At 63.8% G+C, this 16,337-nt stretch carries 13 protein-coding genes; 5 read left to right on the top strand and 8 right to left on the bottom strand.

The genetic code is table 11. The features are described from left to right. Positions 1 to 11: 11 nt before the first annotated feature. The 6 genes from ACGYK2_RS15000 to ACGYK2_RS14975 form a co-directional block, all read right to left on the bottom strand. Positions 12 to 1,292: an ABC transporter substrate-binding protein gene (locus ACGYK2_RS15000; protein WP_271688895.1), complete on the bottom strand. Its 1,281-nt coding sequence runs from the start codon at positions 1,290 to 1,292 to the stop codon at positions 12 to 14. Between the two features lie 82 nt (positions 1,293 to 1,374). Further along, positions 1,375 to 2,451 carry a branched-chain amino acid ABC transporter permease gene (locus ACGYK2_RS14995; RefSeq protein ID WP_067267750.1) on the bottom strand — a complete coding sequence of 359 codons (1,077 nt, stop codon included), beginning with the start codon at positions 2,449 to 2,451 and terminating at the stop codon, positions 1,375 to 1,377. 159 nt (positions 2,452 to 2,610) lie between these two features. Beyond that, a complete protein-coding gene (locus tag ACGYK2_RS14990) occupies positions 2,611 to 3,600 on the bottom strand; it encodes a branched-chain amino acid ABC transporter permease (RefSeq protein WP_271688894.1) in 990 nt (329 codons plus the stop codon). Positions 3,601 to 3,656: 56 nt separating this feature from the next. Continuing rightward, the gene (locus ACGYK2_RS14985) at positions 3,657 to 4,475 is read right to left on the bottom strand and encodes an ABC transporter ATP-binding protein (protein ID WP_271689917.1); all 819 of its coding nucleotides are present in this window, start codon (positions 4,473 to 4,475) and stop codon (positions 3,657 to 3,659) included. Between the two features lie 50 nt (positions 4,476 to 4,525). Further along, the gene (locus tag ACGYK2_RS14980) at positions 4,526 to 6,496 is read right to left on the bottom strand and encodes an AMP-binding protein (protein WP_271688893.1); all 1,971 of its coding nucleotides are present in this window, start codon (positions 6,494 to 6,496) and stop codon (positions 4,526 to 4,528) included. Between the two features lie 159 nt (positions 6,497 to 6,655). Next, positions 6,656 to 7,078 carry a cytochrome c gene (locus tag ACGYK2_RS14975; RefSeq protein ID WP_271688892.1) on the bottom strand — a complete coding sequence of 141 codons (423 nt, stop codon included), beginning with the start codon at positions 7,076 to 7,078 and terminating at the stop codon, positions 6,656 to 6,658. A 127-nt stretch (positions 7,079 to 7,205) separates the two neighbouring features. On the opposite strand from ACGYK2_RS14975, the gene ACGYK2_RS14970 reads away from it, so the two are divergent. Beyond that, positions 7,206 to 9,116: a PAS-domain containing protein gene (locus ACGYK2_RS14970; RefSeq protein WP_271688891.1), complete on the top strand. Its 1,911-nt coding sequence runs from the start codon at positions 7,206 to 7,208 to the stop codon at positions 9,114 to 9,116. Continuing rightward, positions 9,113 to 9,829, top strand: a complete 717-nt coding sequence (locus ACGYK2_RS14965) for a response regulator transcription factor (RefSeq protein ID WP_271688890.1) — start codon at positions 9,113 to 9,115, stop codon at positions 9,827 to 9,829. Before ACGYK2_RS14970 ends, ACGYK2_RS14965 begins: the two co-directional genes overlap by 4 nt. Positions 9,830 to 9,835: 6 nt before the next feature. On the opposite strand, the gene ACGYK2_RS14960 is transcribed toward ACGYK2_RS14965, so the two are convergent. Both ACGYK2_RS14960 and fdhF read right to left on the bottom strand, forming a co-directional pair. Continuing rightward, positions 9,836 to 11,029, bottom strand: a complete 1,194-nt coding sequence (locus tag ACGYK2_RS14960) for a Zn-dependent hydrolase (RefSeq protein ID WP_271688889.1) — start codon at positions 11,027 to 11,029, stop codon at positions 9,836 to 9,838. Positions 11,030 to 11,044: 15 nt separating this feature from the next. Continuing rightward, a complete protein-coding gene (fdhF, locus tag ACGYK2_RS14955; protein WP_271688888.1) occupies positions 11,045 to 13,810 on the bottom strand; it encodes a formate dehydrogenase subunit alpha in 2,766 nt (921 codons plus the stop codon). A 173-nt stretch (positions 13,811 to 13,983) separates the two neighbouring features. Between fdhF and ACGYK2_RS14950 the strand changes: the two genes are divergently transcribed. From ACGYK2_RS14950 to ACGYK2_RS14940, 3 genes are read left to right on the top strand one after another with little or no spacing between them, the layout of a single operon-like run. Then, complete coding sequence (locus tag ACGYK2_RS14950; protein WP_209218422.1) at positions 13,984 to 14,634, top strand: histidine phosphatase family protein; 651 nt, start codon at positions 13,984 to 13,986, stop codon at positions 14,632 to 14,634. Positions 14,635 to 14,659: 25 nt separating this feature from the next. Continuing rightward, positions 14,660 to 15,283: a glutathione S-transferase family protein gene (locus tag ACGYK2_RS14945; protein WP_271688887.1), complete on the top strand. Its 624-nt coding sequence runs from the start codon at positions 14,660 to 14,662 to the stop codon at positions 15,281 to 15,283. Next, entirely contained in the window at positions 15,280 to 16,335 is a 1,056-nt protein-coding gene (locus ACGYK2_RS14940) for a saccharopine dehydrogenase (protein WP_271688886.1), read from the top strand. Before ACGYK2_RS14945 ends, ACGYK2_RS14940 begins: the two co-directional genes overlap by 4 nt. Positions 16,336 to 16,337: the final 2 nt, after the last annotated feature.

Here is a 16,337-nt window from a genome sequence, read left to right as displayed (position 1 = left end):
GAGCAGGGTTCTTAGCAGTTGCCCTCGATGGCGTTTTCCTCGGCATAGGCCGAGCTGTCGGCATCGATCAGCGGCTGGATCACGTCCTGATCCGACTGCATGAAGTCCGAGACGAGGTTCCACTCCTTGGCCTCGGCATCCCACTGCGTCACGGCCACGAAACCTTCGCCGCCGTGGTTCTCGCAAGAGACGCTGAACTCGGGGCCGAAGTCCGGCAGGCCAAGCGCCGCCATCTTCTCTTCGGTGATCTCAAGCTGCTCCATACCGTCGCGCATCTGGCCGCTGGTGATGTCGGTCACGCCGTGGATTTCCTGCGCGGTGCGCGCGGCCTCGGCCACCAGCATCGCGGCGTAGATGCCACGGTTGTACAGAACGGAGCCGACCTGATCGCCTGCGCCCGCGGCTTTGCCCGCGTCGACAACGTATTCCTGAAGGTCGTCATAGAGCGGGTAATCGGAACCGACGTTGTGGAAGGTCAGCGCCTTGTAGCCATCGGCCTTGGCGCCCGCGGCCAGCACGTCGTTCTCGGAGCCGGACCACCAGATGCCGATGAACTTGTCCATCGGAAAGCGGATGTTGGCGGCTTCCTGAACGGCAACTTGGTTCATCACGCCCCAGCCGTACATGATCACATAGTCGGGCTTGTCACGGCGGATTTGCAGCCACTGTGATTTCTGCTCCTGACCGGGGTGGTCAACGGGCACTTCCTTCAGCTCGAAACCATGTTTCTTGCTCAGTTCCTGCAGGGTGCGGATCGGCTCCTTGCCATAGGCGGAGTTGTGATAGACCAGCGCGATCTTCTTGCCCTCAAGGCTGCCGCCCTCCTGCTCCATGATGTGCTTTACCGCGACCGAAGCGCCATCCCAATAGTTGGCCGGGAAGTTGAAGACATGGCTGAAGACATTGCCGTTCTTGGCCGAGGTACGGCCCAAACCGGAGGTCAGCATCGAGATGTCATCGGCGGTGACCTTGGGGATCAACTGGTAGGTGATGCCGGTCGAGAGCGGCTGGTACACCAACGCGCCTTCACCCTTGGTGGATTCGTAGCATTCCACGCCCTTCTCGGTGTTATAGGCGGTCTCGCATTCCGGGACGCGGATAGGCTCGCCACCGATGCCGCCGTCACGCTCATTGAGCAGGGTGAAGTAATCGGCATAGCCGTCGGCGAAGGGGATGCCGCCCGCGGCATAGGGCCCGGTGCGATAGCTCAGCGACGGAAAGACAAGGTCCGCCATCACGGGGCTTGCGGCCATCAGGCCAGCTACGGCCAGTGTTCCCAGTTTGTATTTCATCGGTGTTTCCTCCCTTGGATTGTCCGACTTGGGTGTTTGGGCCGGGTTTCCTCCCTCCGGCCTCGCTTTTCATGGCTCCCGCTTAGTGCGGGAAGGGCCACAATCTCAATTTCTCCTTGGCCACGCGCCACAGCTGCGCCAGCCCGTGCGGCTCTGCGATCAGGAAGACCACGATCAGCCCGCCCACGATCACCAACTGCAGGTGCGCCACGATATCCGTGGGCCAGCCCAGCCAGTCCACGCCGACGATCTTGAGCAAGACAGGCAACAGTACAAGGAACGCCGCCCCGGCGAAGCTGCCAAAGATGCTGCCCAAGCCGCCGATGATGATCATGAAGAGCACGAGGAACGATTTGTTGATACCAAAGGCTTCGCCCACTTCGACCGCGCCCAGATAGATCGAGAAGAAGAGCGCGCCGGAGATGCCGATGAAGAAGGAGCTGACCGCGAAGGCCGTGAGCTTGGCGCGCAGCGGGTTCACCCCGATGATCTCGGCGGCGATGTCCATGTCGCGGATCGCCATCCACTTACGGCCCACCGAGCCGCGCGTCAGGTTGCGCGCCACCAGCGCCGAGCCCACGGTGAAGATCAGGCAGAACATGTAGGTCGCCCAGGCTTCGGTATTGGGGCCGGTGATCAGGATGCCGAAGGTGTCCCGCTCGGGCGCGCTGATTTGGCCGGAGGCGGAGTAGTTGTAGAACCACGGCACCCGGTTGAAGAGCCACACGAGGAAGAACTGCGCCGCCAGCGTCGCCACGGCGAGGTAAAAGCCCTTGATCCGCAAGCTCGGCAGACCGAAGAGCGCGCCCACAGCGGCGGTGATGCCGCCCGCCAGCAGGATGTGGATGAACATGCTGACCTCGGGCATGGCCGTCATCAGCTTGTAACAGGCGTAAGCCCCCACCGCCATGAAGCCCCCGGTGCCAAGGCTCACCTGCCCGCAATAACCCACGAGGATGTTCAGCCCGATCGCCGCGATGGCGTAGATCAGGAAGGGCAGGAACAGCGAGTTCACCCAGTAGTCGTTGACCACGAAGGGCACGACGAAGACCGCGATGAACAGCACCAGATAGTAGCGGTACCGGTCGAACCGGATCGGGAAGGTCTGCTGGTCCTGGGCGTAGGATGTGTTGAAATCGCCCGCTTCACGATAGAACATTAGACTGCTTTCCCTTCTGCGGTAGTCATTTGCACTGCGCTTGCCTGCAATGCCGTGCCATAGGGTGCGCGCGCGCCGCGCACCAAGCCGTTATCAACCCGGGGCTTCGCCCTTTGAACAGGCGAAACTGTCCCCCGGACAGTTTCCGGGTAGCCTGTATCAAACCCGTTCAATGATCTTCTCCCCGAAGAGGCCCTGCGGGCGGAAGACAAGAAAGACCAGCGCCAGCATGTAAGCGAACCAGTTCTCGGTCGCGCCGCCAAGGAAGGGGGCGCCGATCAGGAACTCGAAGAGCTTCTCGCCCACGCCGATGATCAGACCGCCGACGATGGCGCCGGGGATCGAGGTGAAGCCGCCCAGCATCAGCACCGGCAGCGCCTTCAGCGCGATGAGCGAGAGCGAGAACTGCACGCCCGACTTGGCACCCCACATGATCCCCGCGACCAGCGCCACGAAACCCGCGAGCGACCAGACGAGGATCCAGATGAAGTTCAGCGAGACACCGACCGAAAGCGCGGCCTGATGGTCATCCGCCACGGCACGCATGGCGCGGCCTTGTTTGGTGTATTGCGCAAACATCACCAGCCCGATCACGAGCACCGCCGCGACGATGGAGGCCACGATATCGAGGTTGTCGATGAAAAAGCCGTAGCCGGTGGCGTTATAGGTGAATTCGTCGATCCAGACGTTAATGCCCTGCGGCAGGCCGACGTCGAGCGTCTTGATCTCGGACCCCCACATCAGGTCGCCGACCCCTTCGAGGAAATAGGCCAGACCGATGGTCGCCATGAAAAGGATGATCGGCTCCTGCCCCACGAGGTAGCGGAAGACGAAGCGCTGCACGCAATAGGCCAGCACGATCATCACGACCATGGTCAACACGATGGCAAGGAACGCCGGAATGTGCCAGCCGAAGTGATGCACCTCGGTGCCAAGGATCGCGTTGATCAGATGGCCGAAAGGCACCTGCCCTTCCATGATCCCCACCAGCGTCAGCGCGGCAAAAAGCGCCATGACGCCTTGCGCGTAGTTGAAGATGCCCGAAGCCTTGTAGATCAGCACGAAGCCAAGCGCCACGAGCGCATAGAGCACCCCGGCCATCAGCCCGTTGAGAAAGACCTCGATCGTAAACGCCAGTTGCTCAGGCATCATTGGCCCTCCCCAAAGTCAGAACGGCAGTGTCGTTGCGGGTGATCGTGCAGCGCTCAGTCATGGGCCACCCCCAGATAGGCGTCGATCACCTCTTGGTTGTTGCGCACCTCGTCGGGCGAGCCGTCGCCGATCTTGCGGCCGTAATCCATCACGACCACGCGGTCGGACAGATCCATGACCACGCCCATGTCGTGTTCGATCAGCGCGATGGTGGTGCCGAACTCGTCGTTCACGTCGAGGATGAAGCGGCTCATGTCCTCTTTCTCTTCGACGTTCATGCCCGCCATCGGCTCGTCCAGCAGCAGGATCGTCGGCTCGGCCGCCAAGGCGCGGGCCAATTCAACGCGTTTCTTCAAACCGTAAGGCAGACGCGCCACGGGCGTCTTGCGGATCGCCTGAATTTCCAGAAAGTCGATGACCTTCTCGGCGATCTCGCGGTTCTCAATCTCTTCACGCTCCGCTGCGCCTTTCCAGAAGGATTGCGCCAGCATCCCGGTTTTCATCTGCGTCAGACGCCCCGTCATCACGTTGTCGAGCACCGACATGCCTTCGAAAAGCGCGATGTTCTGGAAGGTCCGGGCGATGCCCTGCTGGGCCACCTGATAGGGTTTCATCGGGGGCCGCTTGGCGCCCTTGTACCAGACCTCCCCCTCCTGCGGGACATAGAAGCCGCTGATCACGTTCAGCATCGAGGACTTGCCCGCCCCGTTCGGCCCGATGATCGCGCGGATCTCGCCCTCGCGGATGTCGAAGGAAATATCCTTGATCGCCTCCACACCGCCGAAGCGCAGGGTGATGTTCTTCATCTCCATCACCGTCGGGCCGATGGTGCGGCCGTCGTTGGTGACATAGCTGTCAGCCTGATCTTTCACGCTGTCCCTTTCCATAGTTCCCGCCTGCCCGGCACTGACGCTTGCCGCGCTCATTCCGCTGCCATCCGGCGGCTGACCGGCTGCACCGCGGCGTCGCGGATTTCGAGCGTCGCTTTGATCGAGCCCTTGCGCCCGTCCTCGTAGGTCACTTCGGTCTCGGTGCTGACCTTGTCGGACCCGTCATAGAGTGCGGCGATGATATCGGCGTATTTCTCCTCGATGATCTTGCGGCGCACCTTGCGGGTGCGGGTCAGCTCGCCATCGTCGGCGTCGAGTTCCTTGTGCAGCACGACAAAGCGGTGCACCTGACAGCCCGAAAGCATCTCGTCCTCGGCGACCGAGCGGTTCACCTCCTCCACGTGGGCTTGGATCGTGTCCATCACCTGCGGATGCCGGGCCAGTTCCTGATAGGAGGCGTAGCCGATATTATTGCGCTCGGCCCAGTTGCCCACCGCCGTCAGGTCGATGTTGATGAAGGCGGTGCATTCGGTGCGCTGGTTGCCAAAGACCACGGCCTCAAGGATGTTGGGGAAGAACTTGAGCTTGTTCTCCACGTATTTCGGCGCGAAGAGGCTGCCGTCGGCCATCTGGCCCACGTCCTTGGCGCGGTCGATGATGCGCAGATGGCCCGAGCTTTCCTCGATGAAACCCGCGTCGCCGGTGGCGACCCAGCCTTCCGGGTCCTTGGTGTCGGCGGTGCTTTCGGGGTTCTTGTAGTATTCCACGAAGACACCCGGCGAGCGGTAGAAGACCTCGCCATTGTCGGCGATCTTCAACTCCACGCCCGGGCAGGTGACGCCCACGGTATCGCTGCGCACCTCGCCATCGGGCTGCGCGGTGATGAAGACCGTCGCCTCGGTCTGGCCGTAGAGCTGCTTCAGGTTGATGCCGAGCGAGCGGTAGAAATCGAAGATTTCAGGCCCAATCGCCTCACCGGCGGTATAGCCCACGCGCACGCGGCTAAAGCCGAGGGTGTTCTTCAGCGGGCCATAGATCATCAACTCGCCCAACGCGTATTTCGCGCGGTCCCAAGCGGACACTTTTTTGCCGTCCAGAATGGCGGGGCCGACCTTGCGGGCATGGGCCATGAAAGTGTCAAAAAGCCATTTCTTGAACCGGCTCGCGTCCTCCATGCGGATCATGACGGAGGTCAGCTGCGTCTCGAAGACACGCGGCGGGGCGAAGTAATAGGTCGGCCCGATCTCGCGCAAGTCGACATGCATCGTGTCGGCGCTTTCGGGGCAATTGGTGCAGAAACCGGTCCAGAGCGCTTGGCCGACGGAGAAGATGAAATCCCCCACCCATGCCATCGGCAGATAGGCAAGAATCTCGTCATTGCGCTTGAGGTCGTCGAACTCCGACGACGACTTCGCCGTCTCGATCACGTTGCGGTTGCTCAGCACCACGCCCTTGGGCTTGCCGGTGGTGCCCGAGGTATAGAGCATCACGCCGGTGGAATCGTAATCCAGCTTGGCCTGACGCGCCTCCAACTCGGCGATATGTTTCTCGCGGTTGGCGCGGCCCATCTCCTGCACGGCGGTATATTGGTCGAGCTTGGAATGGTCGTATTTGCGAAGGCCACGCGGGTCGAGGTAGATCATCCGCTCGAAGTCGGGCAGCTGGTCCTGCACCTCGATGATCTTGTCGACCTGCTCCTGATCGCCCACCACGGCAAGACGCGCGCCGCAATGGCCCATGACATAGGCCATCTCTTCGGCATTGGCGTCCTGATAGAGCGGCACCGGCACGGCCCCGGCCATCTGCGCGGCCATCATCGCCCAGTAGAGATAGGGACGGTTCCGCCCAATGATGGCGACGAAATCGCCCTCGTTCAGCCCCAGTTCCAGAAACCCGAGGGCCAGCGCCTCGACCTCGTCGCGGGTCTGCGACCAGGTCCAGCTTTGCCAGATCCCGTATTCCTTCTCCCGGTAAGCGGGGGCGTTTGCGAATTCACTTGCGTTGCGGTGCAACAGCGCCGGCACGGACTGAGGTCCGTCGGCACGCGTCAGCGGCTTGGCCAAATTGTCTTCCTCCCATGCCCGCCCTCCCCGGCGGGTTCGATCGCTTGTGCGATTCTATGATCCCACAAGTGACGTTCTCTTTTTTGTGGAGGTCAACTTTTTCCTGATCTTTTCCGAATTCTAACGAATTGTTACAGCGCCCCCGCGGCCCATTTTCCGCTAGTCGATCCCGTTGGCGCGCTGCACTTCGCGCACATAGGTCACGATTGATTTCACCTCTGCCGGGGTAATCCCTTCGACCGGGGGCATATTGCCGAAAGACCAGTGATGCTGGCGCACGCCATTGGTGGCCGCGACCATGAATGATGCATCGCCGTGATGGCTGGGCTCATAGATCTTATGGATCAGCGGCGGACCACCCCCCTCGCGCCCGGCGGCGTTGACCCCGTGGCAGGCGGCGCATTGCGCCTCGAACGCCCGCGCGCCGATCTGCGCGGGGCCACTCAGGCTCTCCGGCACGGTGACCCTTACCATGGCCGCGCCGCTGGCAGCGGGGGCCGGGGCGTCTTCGGCCTGCCACCAGATATATCCGCCTGCCAAGACCAGTGCCGCCGCTGCGCCTGCTCCGATTTTCTTGTTCATGCTCTGCCTTTCCGGTTTCCATTCGGCGCGCTTCTCGGGGCCTCCAGCGCAAGAAGGTCAAGCGCGATTTACGCGCGGCTCTTTGCCTTTCGTCCGCGCGGTGCTAGCCCTATGCGAAAGGATGCCGATGCAGATCACCGACGACCAAACCAAAGCGCTGACCAATGCCGGTCTGAACCTGATCGCTCAGGCGCTGACCATCTATGACAGCGACCTTCGGCTCGCGGTCTGCAACGCCCCGTTTCAATCCATGTTCGACCTGCCGGACCGGCTGGTGACCCCCGGCGCGCCCTTTGAGGATACGATCCGCCATCTGGCTGGCACCGGCGAATATGGCGAGGTGGGGAATGTCGACGCCTTCGTGGCCGAACGGGTGGAACAGGCCCGCGCCTTCGTGCCGCATTACATGGAGCGGACCCGCTCGAACGGGCGCACCATCAGTGTCGAAGGCTCGCCCCTGCCACAGGGCGGCTGGGTCACCGTCTATACCGACATCACCAACACCAAGCGGCAAGAGGCGCTGTTGCGCGCACGTTCAGACGCGCTGAGCGATCAACTGCTGTCCCATGCCGAACAACTGGCCGCCACGAACCGCCAGTTGGAGGCGACGATTACCGCGCTGGAGGAAGCCAAGCGACAGGTCACCGAAAGCGAGGCCCGCACCCGGCTCACGACCGAGATGATGCCCGCCCATATCGCCCATGTCGACGCGAGCGGACATTACATCTACTCCAACCGCCGCCTTAGCAGCGTGATGCCGGGGCGGCCCAGCAACATCTACGGGCTGCATATCAGTGACGCGCTTGGGGCGGCGGCCTATGCGCGGATCAAGCCCGCGCTGACCCAAGCCTATGCGGGCAGCCCGGCGGTAATCGAATTCACCCATGATGAATCCGCCCGCCGCATTCGCGGTGCCTTTACCCCCGATGGGCGCGGCGGGGTCTATATCCTGTCGATGGACATCACCGAAGAGACCCAGACCCGCGTCGCCCTGCAACAGACGCTGAAACGCGAGTTGGCCTCGCGGATGATCTCTGGGCTGGCGCATGACTTCTCGAACCTTTTGACGATCATCCTCGGCATGCAATCGAAACTGGCCCGGCTGCCCGACATGCCGCCACAAGCGGGCGAATTGGTCGAAGGCACCTTGGCCGCCGCACGGCGGGGCGGCACGCTGCTGAGCTCCATCGCCGATGTGACCGAACCCCGCGCCCTGCGCCCCGTGGCCACCGACCCCGCCGCTTTGCTGAGTGAGCTTTCTACCCTCGCCGCCCCCACCCTGCCGCCGAAATGCGCGCTGATGGTGCGCAATGACGTGCCCGAAGGCGCGGTGCTGCTCGACAAAGGTCGGGTGCAGGATGCGCTGTTGAACCTCATCCTCAATGCCCGCGACGCCTGCGGCGCGCGGGGCACCATCACGCTGACCCAACGGCTGGTGCATGACACTTGGATCGAATGGGTGATCCACGACACCGGGCCGGGCTTTTCGCCCTCTGCTCTAGAGCGTGGGGTCGAGCCGTTTTTCACCACCAAGGGCAGCGAGGGATCGGGGCTGGGCCTGTCGATGGTCTACGACATGACCAAATCCTCGGGCGGCGATCTGCGGCTGAGCAATGCGCCCGAGGGCGGCGCGCAGATCAGCCTGCGCCTGCCCTACCGTGCCGCCGTGCCCGCCACCACCGGGCTGGTGCTGCTGGTCGAGGACACCACCGATATCCGCGCCGTGGTGCGCGACATGCTGATGGATCAGGGCCATTCGGTGATTGAGGCGACCAGCGCGGATGAGGCCACCGCCCTCATCGCCGATCTGCCCGATATCGCGCTGGTCCTGTCGGACATCCAGCTTTCGGGCGAGGGCACCGGGATCGACCTTGCCCGCCGCGTCGGCAGCAGCCTACCACTTTTGCTGATGACCTCCCTGCCCCCCGATCACCCGCTTTTCGTCGAGGCGCAGACCCTCGCGCCGGTGCTGCGCAAACCCTTTGAAAAAGACGATCTGCAAGCCTTGATCGCCCCACTGAAAGCCACCGCCCCATGAGCCGTGATACCGCCCCCCGCCCGCTGGTCACCATCCTCGACGACGAACCGGAGATCCGGCAGATGCTGTCGGACACGTTGCAGGAAGCGGGCTTTGACACGCTCAGCTTTGGCCGTGCGCGGGCCTTTGAGGCCGCATTGGCGAGCCATACGCCCGATGTCTGCCTTGTCGATCTGTCGCTGCCCGACACCGACGGGCTGACGCTGGTGCATCGTCTGGCGCTTGAGCAGGGCGCCATCGTGATCATCATCTCGGGCCGCGCGCAGGTGCAGGACCGGGTCACGGGGCTGGAGTTGGGGGCCGACGACTACATCATCAAACCCTTCGACCCGGCTGAGGTCGTGGCCCGCATCCGTGCCCGCCTGCGCAGCGCCAAGCCGACGCCGCAGGCCGGCACCACGGCGCGGTTCAACGGCTGGACCGCGCATTTCGACCGTTATGTGCTACAGGACGCCTCGGGCGCCGAGGTGACCTTTTCTCATGCCGAGGGCGAGGTGCTGCGGCTCTTCCTCGACGCGCCGAAACGCCTGATCAGCCGCGCGCAAATGCAAGAAAGCCTCGGCGGCGTCGCCTCGGAAAGCTTCGACCGGGCGATGGACGTGCGCATCTCGCGGCTGCGCACGAAGCTTGGCGAAGACCCGAAGAACCCGCAGTTGATCAAGACGATCTACGGCGCGGGCTATATCTTCCTCGGCGATGTGGACTGGGACTAACGGCGCTCAAAGCGCCGCCACCGCCCGCCCCAACACCTCGACTGCCGCGACCAAATCGGCCTCATCCGTGTCCTCCTCAAAAGCATGGCTGATCCCGTTGATCGACGGCGCGAACAGCATCGCCACCGGCATCAGCCGCGCCACATTGGTCGCGTCATGCAGCGCGCCTGAGGGCATCTTGCGCCATTTGCCGGGGGCCACAGCTTCAGCCGCCTCCGCCAGCGCATCGCGCAGCTGCGCGTCCATGGAAACCGGCTCCAGTCCCAGTATCGGGCCAAAGGACAGATCCATCCCGCGGCCCTTGGCAACCTCTTCGGCGGTTTCGCGAATGATCTTCTCCATCCGCCCCAAACGGTCGCTATCCCCGTCGCGCCATTGCATGGAGAACACGGCCTTGCCCGGCACAATGGACGAGGCATTGGGGTGCAGGCTGACGTGGCCGATGGTCCAAACGGTGCTCGGCGTCACCACATTGCGCAGCCGGTCGTTCAACAGACTGTTAAACTCCGACACCGCCTGAAAAGCATCGCGCCGCACCGCCATCGGGGTGGTGCCCGCGTGGTTCTGCTGGCCCTCAAAGGTCACCTTCATGTCGCGGATGCCGACGATGTCGCTGACCACACCGATCTGCTCACCGCTGTCATCCAGCGTCGGCCCCTGTTCGATGTGCAACTCGATATAGCCGGTGAACTGCGCGGGATCGACGGGGCCGGTGACCATACCCGCCATCGCGCGGCGCGCCTCGGCCAAGCTGACCCCGGCGTCGTCGGTAAAGCCATCGGCCTCGGCCTGATCCAAAGCGCCGGACCAGACCGTCGAACCGGTGGTCACGCCAAAGCGCCCTTCTTCGTCCTGAAACGACACGACCGAGACCGCAGGCCCTCCGGCCTCACCCGCCGCACGGGCGACTTCAAGCGCGGCAATCACGCCCAAGGCCCCATCAAGCCAGCCACCTTCAGGCTGGCTGTCGGAATGCGACCCCAGCAGGATCGAGGGGCCGTCAGCAAGCCCAAAGAGGTTGCCCATGGCATCGACCTCGACCTTCAACCCGGCATCGCGCATCCGCCCGGCAAGCCACTCGCGCGCTTCCACATCGGCGGCGGAATAGGCCGGGCGCACCACGCCCTTGCCCACACCCGCAGCGCCGATGGCGCGCAGATCATGCAGGTCTTTCAAGAAACGGGCGGCATCAATCTTCATTCTTCCAAACTTTCCTTACTCGGCGGCGACGGCCCCTCTCGCCGCCTCCACCTTAACGGCAGAGAACTTAAACTCCGGGATCTTGCCATAGGGGTCAACCGCTGGATTTGTCAGGATATTCGCCGCCGCTTCGACATAGGCGAAGGGCAGGAACACCATGTCGGGCGCCACCGCGCGATCCTCGCGGGCCATAATCTCGATACTGCCGCGCTTGGTCGACAGCCGCACATGTTCCCCCGGGGCCACGCCGAGCCGGCGCAGCGTTGACGGGTGGAGCGAGCAATTCGCCTCCGGCTCCAGCCCATCCAGCACCTTGGAGCGCCGGGTCATCGAGCCGGTGTGCCAATGTTCCAACTGCCGCCCGGTGGTCAGGATCATCGGATAGGCGTCATCCGGCGCGTCATCCGGCGCCACGATCGCGGCGGGGGTGAATTTGGCGCGGCCTTCGGGTCGGGGGAACCCCTCGCTAAAGACAATGGCCTGCCCGGGATCGTTTTCGCTGAGCGACGGGTAGGTCACCGCATTCTCCTGAGCCAGCCGCTCCCAGGTGATGTTGTCGAGCGAGGCCATGTTGCGTTTCATCTCGGCAAAGACCTCCGCCGGGCTTTCGTAGTCCCAGCCCAGCCCCAGCCGCTTGGCCAGTTCCACCTCGATCCACCAATCCTCGCGCGCTTCTCCGGGGGGTGTCACCGCCGGGCGGCCCATCTGCACCTGCCGGTTGGTGTTGGTCACCGTGCCGGACTTCTCGGCGAAGGCCGAGGCGGGGAGGATCACGTCGGCGTAATTCGCTGTCTCGGTCAGGAAAATGTCCTGCACCACGAGGTGGTCGAGTTTCGCAAGCGCCGCCCGCGCGTGATCGACATCCGGGTCCGACATCGCCGGGTTCTCGCCCAGCACATACATCGCCTTGATCTCGCCCTCGTGCACCGCGTCCATGATCTCGGTCACCGTCAGCCCCTTCTCGGCGCTGAAATCATCCGACCCCCAAACCTCGGTGAAAGCCGAGCGCACGCCATCGTCGCCGACGGGCTGGTAGTCGGGCAGGAACATCGGAATGAGGCCCGCATCCGAGGCGCCCTGCACGTTGTTCTGCCCGCGCAAGGGATGCAGCCCGGTGCCGGGGCGGCCGACGTGGCCGGTCATCAGCGCCAGCGAAATCAGGCAGCGCGAATTGTCGGTGCCGTGGATGTGCTGGCTCACCCCCATCCCCCAGAAAATCATCCCCGCTTTGGCCCCCGCGAAGGTCCGCGCCACGTCGCGCAGCACCTCGGCCTCAATGCCGCAGACGGCGGCCATGGCTTCGGGCGGGAAATCCTTCAGATGCGCCTTCTCGGCCTCCCAGTTCTCGGTATAGGCCTTGATATATTGCTCGTCGTAGAGGCCTTCTTCGACAATCACATGCATGATCGCGTTCAGCATCGCCACGTCGGTGCCGGGGCGGAACTGCAGCATATGCGACGCGAAACGCCGCAGGCCCTGCCCGCGCGGGTCCATGACAATGAGCTTGCCGCCGCGCTTGGTGAACTGCTTGAAATAGGTCGCGGCGACGGGGTGGTTCTCCACCGGGTTGGCGCCGATCACGATGGCCACGTCGGCGTTCTCGATCTCATTGAAGGTCGCGGTAACCGCGCCGCTCCCGACATTCTCCATCAGCGCCGCGACCGAGGAGGCATGGCACAGCCGCGTGCAGTGGTCGACGTTGTTGTGCCCGAACCCCTGCCGGATCATCTTCTGGAACAGATAGGCTTCCTCGTTAGTGCATTTGGCACTGCCGAAACCCGCCACCTCGCGCCGGCGCCCTTTCAGGCCCTTGGCGGCAAAATCGAGCGCCTCGTCCCAGGACGCCTCGCGGAACACCTCGCCCCAGTTGCCCGGATCGACGTTCAGCCCCTTGGCGGGCGCGTCGTCGCGGCGGATCAGCGGCTTGGTCAGGCGGTGCTCGTGGTGGATGTAGTCGAAGCCAAAGCGCCCTTTGACGCAGAGCCGCCCCTCGTTGGCCGGGCCATTGATCCCCTCGACATATTTGACCTTGTTGTCCTTCACCTTCAGCGAGATCTGGCAGCCGACGCCGCAGAAGGGGCAGACGCTTTCGACCTCGCGGTCATAATCCGCGCTATCACCCACTTGCGCCTCGTCGACCACGCTGGCGGGCATCAGCGCCCCCGTCGGACAGGCCTGCACGCATTCGCCGCAGGCCACGCAGGTCGAGGCACCCATGGGATCGTCGATGTCGAAGACCGGATAGGCGTCATGGCCGCGTCCTGCCATGCCGATCACGTCATTGACCTGCACCTCACGGCAAGCACGAACGCAGAGGTTGCACTGGATACAGGCGTCGAGATTAACCCGCATCGCGACATGGCTGTCGTCCAAAAGCGGCACGCGGTCGCGCTCCAACTTGGGAAAACGGCTTTCCTCTACGCCGCTCTGCGCCGCCATCTCACGCATGTGGCTCGACTTGTCATGCGCCACGTCCTGCGCGGGCTGGTCGGCCAGCAGCAGTTCCATCACCATCTTGCGCGCATTCTCGGCCCGCGCGTTGTTGGTGGTCACGACCATCCCCTCGGCAGGTTCGCGGATGCACGACGCTGCCAGCACACGCTCGCCCTCGATCTCGACCATACAGGCGCGGCAGTTGCCGTCGGGGCGGTAGCCGGGGGTGGGTTTGTGGCACAGATGCGGGATTTTCAAACCCCGACCGTTGGCGACCTCCCAAATGGTCATGCCGGCCTCGGCCTCGACGGTCTGCCCATCAAGCGTGAATGTGATCCTCTCGGCCATGGCTGCCCCCTCCCCTTGGCTATTGCCCAAACTATAGGCAAAATCCGGCGCTTGTCAGGGGCCAATCCCGACACCCCGTCACGGATAAACGCCGCGGCGGTGCATTGGGGCGCAGTGCATTGTATGGCCAGACAAGCTGCCCTATCACTTGGGCGAACAGTGAAAGCCATTTGATGTCCCACATTACCCTGATCCGCCACGGCCAAGCCAATTCCACCGCCAAGGACGAGCTGAGCTATGATCAACTCAGCCCGCTTGGCCATGAGCAAGCCGCGTGGCTGGGCGACCATCTGCGCCAGAGCGAGACCTACCACACAAGGCTCTATACCGGCACGTTGACCCGCCATATCGAGACTGCCGAGGGGATGAACACCGGGCTGGAGCCCATCCGCGATGCGCGGTTGAACGAGTTGGAGTATTTCACCCTCGCCAATCTAATGGAGCAGCAGCACAAGGTGCCCTTCCCGCGCGAGGGCGAGTTCGTGCACCACCTGCCGCAGGTCTTCGACTATTGGAAGGCGGGCAAGCTCGCCGACACGCCCGAAACCTACGAGAGCTTCGAGACGCGGGTGCAATCCGTCCTTGCCGAGATCGCCGAGGGCGAAGGCCCGGCGCTGGTGGTGACCTCGGGCGGGCTGATCTCTCTCGCGATGGCGCAGGCGATGGGCGTGGGAATCCCGGCGATGGCACGGCTGGCGCTGGCGATCATGCATACCTCGATGCACCGGCTCTTTCCCATCGGCGGCCATTGGTCGCCGGTGCTGTTCAACGCGGTGCCGCATCTTGACCGGCCCGACCGCCGCCTTGCACAAACGCATATGTAACCCCTCGCCCGCGAAAGGCTGACCCATGCTGAAACTTCACTACGCCCCCGGCACGATCTCGGTCGCAGTTGCCATCGCCCTCGAAGAAGCGGGGCTGGCCTATGAGCCGGTGAAGGTCGATTTCGCCAGCGCCGAACAGACCGCAGCACCCTATCTGGCGCTGAACCCCAAGGGCCGCGTGCCGACCCTCGTGACCGAAGCGGGCAGCGCCCTGACCGAGACCGGCGCGCTGTTGGACTATGTCGCCGCCCGTGCGCCCGATGCGGGGCTGGTCCCTGCCGACCCTGAACGCGCGGCGCATATGCGCGGGGTGATGTATTACCTCGCCTCGACCATGCATGTGGCCCACGCGCATAAAATGCGCGGCCACCGCTGGGCCGATCAGCAATCCAGCTTTGACGATATGAAAGCCAAGGTGCCGCAGACCATGGCCGATTGCGCCGCCTATATTGAGAACCACGCCTTTAGGGGTGACTTCGTGGCGGGTGATGCCCTGTCGCTGGCCGATCCCTATCTCTTTGTCGTCTCGGGGTGGCTGGCCGGTGACGGGGTCGACCGTGCGGCCTACCCACGGCTCGACGCCTTCGCCGCCCGGATGGAAGACCGCGACAGCGTCAAGGCCATGCGCGCGAAAGGATTCTTGGCATGACCCACCTATGGCTCCGCGCCGAGCAGCGCGACAATGAGACCCGCACCGGGCTGACGCCCGAAGGGGCCGCCGCGCTGATCGCATCCGGCACGAAGGTGAGCATCGAAGACAGTGACAGCCGCGTGATCCCCACCGCCGCCTATGCGCGGGCGGGGTGCGAGATCGTTCCGGCCCATAGCTGGCCCGAGGCCCCGCGCGATGCGGTGATCTTTGGCCTCAAGGAACTGCCCGAAGACGGCACGCCCCTGCCGCATACGCACATCATGTTCGGCCATGCCTACAAGGGCCAATCCTCGGGCCGCAAACTACTAGAGCGGTTCAAGGCCGGCGGCGGCGCGCTGCTGGATTTGGAGTACCTGACCGATGACGATGGCCGCCGCGTTGCCGCCTTTGGCTATTGGGCGGGCTTTGCGGGGGCAGCCGTCTCGGTCAAATGCCGCATCGCGCAGCTGCGCGGAGAGACCTGCGGGCCGGTTGCGCCCTACGCTAACGCCGAAGCGCTGAAAGCCGCATTGAGCAAAGAACTCGCCCAAGTCGACGCGAGCGGCGACCGCGCGCTCGTGATCGGGGCCTTGGGCCGGGTGGGACGCGGGGCGAGCGATCTTTGCGCGGCACTTGGCATCCCCGTCACCGGTTGGGACATGGCAGAGACCGCCCACGGCGGACCCTTCCCCGAAATCCTCGACCACGCCTATTTCTTCAACTGCATCCTCGCAGGGCCAGACACCCCCGCCTTCGTCCGCCCCGATGCCCCTCAGGCCGAGCGCGCCCTGCGCGTGATCGGCGACATCGCCTGCGACCCCGACAGCGCCTTCAACCCGGTGCAGGTCTATGACCGCGCGACCACTTGGGCGGAGCCAGCGCTGCGCGTGCATGACGCGCCGCCGCTGGATGTCATGGCCATCGACAACCTGCCATCCATGCTGCCGCGCGAAAGCTCAGAGGATTTCGCGGGCCAGTTGCTGCCGACCCTGCAGGCGCTGTCAAAGACGGATCATGCCGTCTGGCAACGTGCGCGAGATCTGTTCGATCAGCATGTCGCCGAGGTCTGACC

Source organism: Sulfitobacter sp. 1A10359 (assembly GCF_043558145.1).
GTDB lineage: Bacteria > Pseudomonadota > Alphaproteobacteria > Rhodobacterales > Rhodobacteraceae > Sulfitobacter > Sulfitobacter faviae.
This window is presented reverse-complemented; position numbering and strand designations above follow the sequence as displayed.

Bases quoted from the DNA above. Each gene is read 5' to 3' on its own strand.
- ACGYK2_RS15000 (WP_271688895.1), bottom strand. From the start codon at position 1,292: ATGAAATACAAACTGGGAACACTGGCCGTAGCTGGCCTGATGGCCGCA.
- ACGYK2_RS14995 (WP_067267750.1), bottom strand. From the start codon at position 2,451: ATGTTCTATCGTGAAGCGGGCGATTTCAACACATCCTACGCCCAGGAC.
- ACGYK2_RS14990 (WP_271688894.1), bottom strand. From the start codon at position 3,600: ATGCCTGAGCAACTGGCGTTTACGATCGAGGTCTTTCTCAACGGGCTG.
- ACGYK2_RS14975 (WP_271688892.1), bottom strand. From the start codon at position 7,078: ATGAACAAGAAAATCGGAGCAGGCGCAGCGGCGGCACTGGTCTTGGCA.
- ACGYK2_RS14970 (WP_271688891.1), top strand. From the start codon at position 7,206: ATGCAGATCACCGACGACCAAACCAAAGCGCTGACCAATGCCGGTCTG.
- ACGYK2_RS14965 (WP_271688890.1), top strand. From the start codon at position 9,113: ATGAGCCGTGATACCGCCCCCCGCCCGCTGGTCACCATCCTCGACGAC.
- ACGYK2_RS14960 (WP_271688889.1), bottom strand. From the start codon at position 11,029: ATGAAGATTGATGCCGCCCGTTTCTTGAAAGACCTGCATGATCTGCGC.
- fdhF (WP_271688888.1), bottom strand. From the start codon at position 13,810: ATGGCCGAGAGGATCACATTCACGCTTGATGGGCAGACCGTCGAGGCC.
- ACGYK2_RS14950 (WP_209218422.1), top strand. From the start codon at position 13,984: ATGTCCCACATTACCCTGATCCGCCACGGCCAAGCCAATTCCACCGCC.
- ACGYK2_RS14945 (WP_271688887.1), top strand. From the start codon at position 14,660: ATGCTGAAACTTCACTACGCCCCCGGCACGATCTCGGTCGCAGTTGCC.
- ACGYK2_RS14940 (WP_271688886.1), top strand. From the start codon at position 15,280: ATGACCCACCTATGGCTCCGCGCCGAGCAGCGCGACAATGAGACCCGC.